Source organism: Stenotrophomonas sp. NPDC077659 (assembly GCF_050268705.1).
Classification (GTDB): Bacteria; Pseudomonadota; Gammaproteobacteria; order Xanthomonadales; family Xanthomonadaceae; genus Stenotrophomonas.
Genome location: NZ_JBNNHG010000165.1, coordinates 1 through 2,927, shown reverse-complemented (window position 1 = coordinate 2,927; position 2,927 = coordinate 1). Strand labels below are relative to the sequence as shown.

At 66.9% G+C, this 2,927-nt stretch carries 1 protein-coding gene and 1 pseudogene; both read right to left on the bottom strand.

Annotation, left to right across the window (positions count from 1 at the left end; genetic code table 11):
• Positions 1–108 precede the first annotated feature (108 nt).
• Positions 109–1,743, bottom strand: coding sequence for an NAD+ synthase (locus ACQKDV_RS16995; RefSeq protein ID WP_427785284.1), 1,635 nt, complete (start codon positions 1,741–1,743; stop codon positions 109–111).
• Positions 1,744–2,032: 289 nt separating this feature from the next.
• Positions 2,033–2,914: pseudogene (gene sucD / locus ACQKDV_RS16990) on the bottom strand (succinate--CoA ligase subunit alpha).
• Positions 2,915–2,927: the final 13 nt, after the last annotated feature.

Sequence of the window (2,927 nt, the reverse complement as noted above, 5' to 3'; positions counted from 1 at the left end):
CGCCGAGCATGGCTCGGCTCTACAGTAGATCCACGCCATGCGTGGATGCACGGCGCATCGGGTTGCCGGCCGGCGGCCGGCACTACCTGTCCTCCGATAGCGCCAGCCTCAGCCCTTGTAGCCGTTGCTGATCGGGTACCGGCGCTCACGCCCGAATGCCCGGCGCGAGACCTTCGGTCCCGGTGCGGCCTGGTGCCGCTTCCATTCGCTGATACGCACCAGGCGCAGCACGCGGTCAACCACGGCCGCGTCGTAACCGGCGGCCACGATCTCCGTGCGCGACTGCTCCTGGTCCACGTAGCGGTAAAGGATACCGTCCAGCACGTCGTAGGCCGGCAGCGAGTCCTGGTCCAGCTGATTGTCGCGCAGCTCGGCCGACGGCGGGCGGCTGATCACCGCCGGCGGGATCACCGGCGCACCGCCCACGGTGTTGCGCCACTTGGACAGACCGAACACCTCGGTCTTGTACAGGTCTTTCAGCGGCGCGTAGCCACCGCACATATCGCCATAGATGGTGGCATAGCCCACCGCGTACTCACTCTTGTTGCCGGTGGTCAGCAACAGGCCGCCAAACTTGTTGGCCAGCGCCATCAGGATCACGCCGCGGCTGCGCGACTGCAGGTTCTCTTCGGTCACGTCCGGGGTGGTGCCCTCGAACATCGGCGCCAGCGACTCCATCAGGCCCTTGAACGCCGGCTCGATCGAGACCGCCTCCAGCTTCACGCCCAGCGCCTTGCACTGCTCGGCGGCCAGGTCGTTGGACAGGCCGGCGGTATAGCGCGACGGCAGACGTACGGCGGTGACGTTCTCCGCGCCCATCGCGTCGACCGCCAAGGCCAGCACCAAGGCCGAATCGATGCCGCCGGACAGGCCCAGCCACACCTTCTTGAAGCCGTTCTTGCCGCAGTAATCCTGGATGCCGCGGGTCACCGCGCGCCAGGCCAGCGCATCCATGCTTTCGTCGCCGTCATCCATCCACACGTGCGGCAGGAAGCGACGGGTCTGGCCGTCGTAGTCCACCACCAGCCACTGGTCCACGAACGCCGCCGCCGCCGGGTGCACGGTGCCATCGCCATCGGCCACCACCGACGCGCCGTCGAACACCAGCGCATCCTGGCCACCGACCACGTTGAGGTAGGCGATCGCCGCCCCGCTCTCGCGGGTGCGCGCGGCCAGCACGGCGTCACGCTGGGCATGCTTGCCACGCTCGTAGGGCGAGGCATTGGGCACCACCACCAGCTGCGCGCCCTCGCGGACGGTGTCGGCCAGCGGTTCGGCAAACCACAGGTCTTCGCAGATCAGCAGGCCGACCGGCACACCATTGACCTCGAACACGCAGCTGCCGCCATCCGGGTCAACGTCGAAATAGCGGCGTTCATCGAACACGGCGTAGTTGGGCAGCTCGCGCTTGCGGTAGGTGCGCTCGACCAGACCGTCACGCAGCACGCTGGCCGCGTTGTAGACCACCGCGCCGGCGGCCTGCGGCCAGCCGACCACGGCTGTGATGCCGCGGCACGCAGCGGCGATACGGCCCATGGCCTGCTCGCACTCGTACAGGAAGCCAGGGCGCAGCAGCAGGTCCTCCGGGGGGTAACCACTCACCGCCAGCTCGGGGAACATCACCAGCTCGGCGCCGTACTCCTCGCGCGCCTGGCCGATCATCTCGATGATGCGCTCGGTGTTGCCGGCGACATCGCCGACCGGGAAATCGAACTGCGCCATCGCGATGCGGATCGAAGCCATGGGAATCCAGCCTGTGGTTGCAATGGCCACATTGTAACGCCGCGCCAAGCGCTCGCCGGGCCACGACCGGCCGATGCCTGTGACACGCCCGGTAGATCCACGCCATGCGTGGATGGGGCCAACCGGAATGCTGCGATTCCCCAGTAGATCCACGCCATGCGTGGATGGGGTTACCGGAATGGCCAGGGCGCCAGACGCAGAAAGACCGCCCGGAGGCGGCCTTTCTGTTTTGCAGCAGTCGGCGGGAAGAGCAGTCGACTAACAGTCGACTCTACCGATCATGCCGGTCTTATTTGACCAGCTTGGCGATGGCAGCGCCCAGGTCGCCCGGCGAGCGCACGGTGACGACGCCAGCGGCTTCCATGGCGGCGAACTTGCCTTCGGCCGTGCCCTTGCCGCCCGAGGCGATCGCACCGGCATGACCCATGCGCTTGCCAGCCGGAGCCGACGCACCGGCGATGAAACCGACGACCGGCTTCTTCACGTGGTTCTTGATGTACTCGGCGCCAGCTTCTTCAGCGTCACCGCCGATTTCGCCGACCATGATGATGCCTTCGGTCTGCGGGTCTTCGTTGAACAGCTTCAGGCAGTCGACGAAGTTCAGGCCGTTGATCGGGTCACCACCGATGCCGATGCAGGTGGACTGGCCCAGGCCGACTTCGGTGTCTGCTTGACCGCTTCATAGGTCAGGGTGCCCGAACGCGACACGATGCCGATCTTGCCCGGCTGGTGGATGTGGCCCGGCATGATGCCGATCTTGCACTCACCCGGGGATGACGCCCGGGCAGTTCGGCCCGATCAGCACGGTGTCCGGATGCGAACGGGTCAGCACGTTCTTGACGCGCAGCATGTCCAGCACCGGGATGCCTTCGGTGATGCAGACGATGACCTTGATGCCGGCAGCAGCGGCTTCCAGGATCGCGTCAGCCGCGTACGGCGGCGGCACGTAGATGACCGACGCGTTGGCGCCGGTGCTCTGCACGGCGTCGGCAACGGTGTTGAAGACCGGCAGGTCGATATGGGTGGTGCCACCCTTGCCCGGGGTCACGCCGCCGACAACCTGGGTGCCGTACTCGATCATCTGAGTGGCGTGGAAGGTGCCCTGCTGGCCGGTGAAGCCCTGCACAATCTCGCGCGGCGGTGCCACCCTGGGCAAGATGGCCGTGGGCATCAAGGTCGTGCGC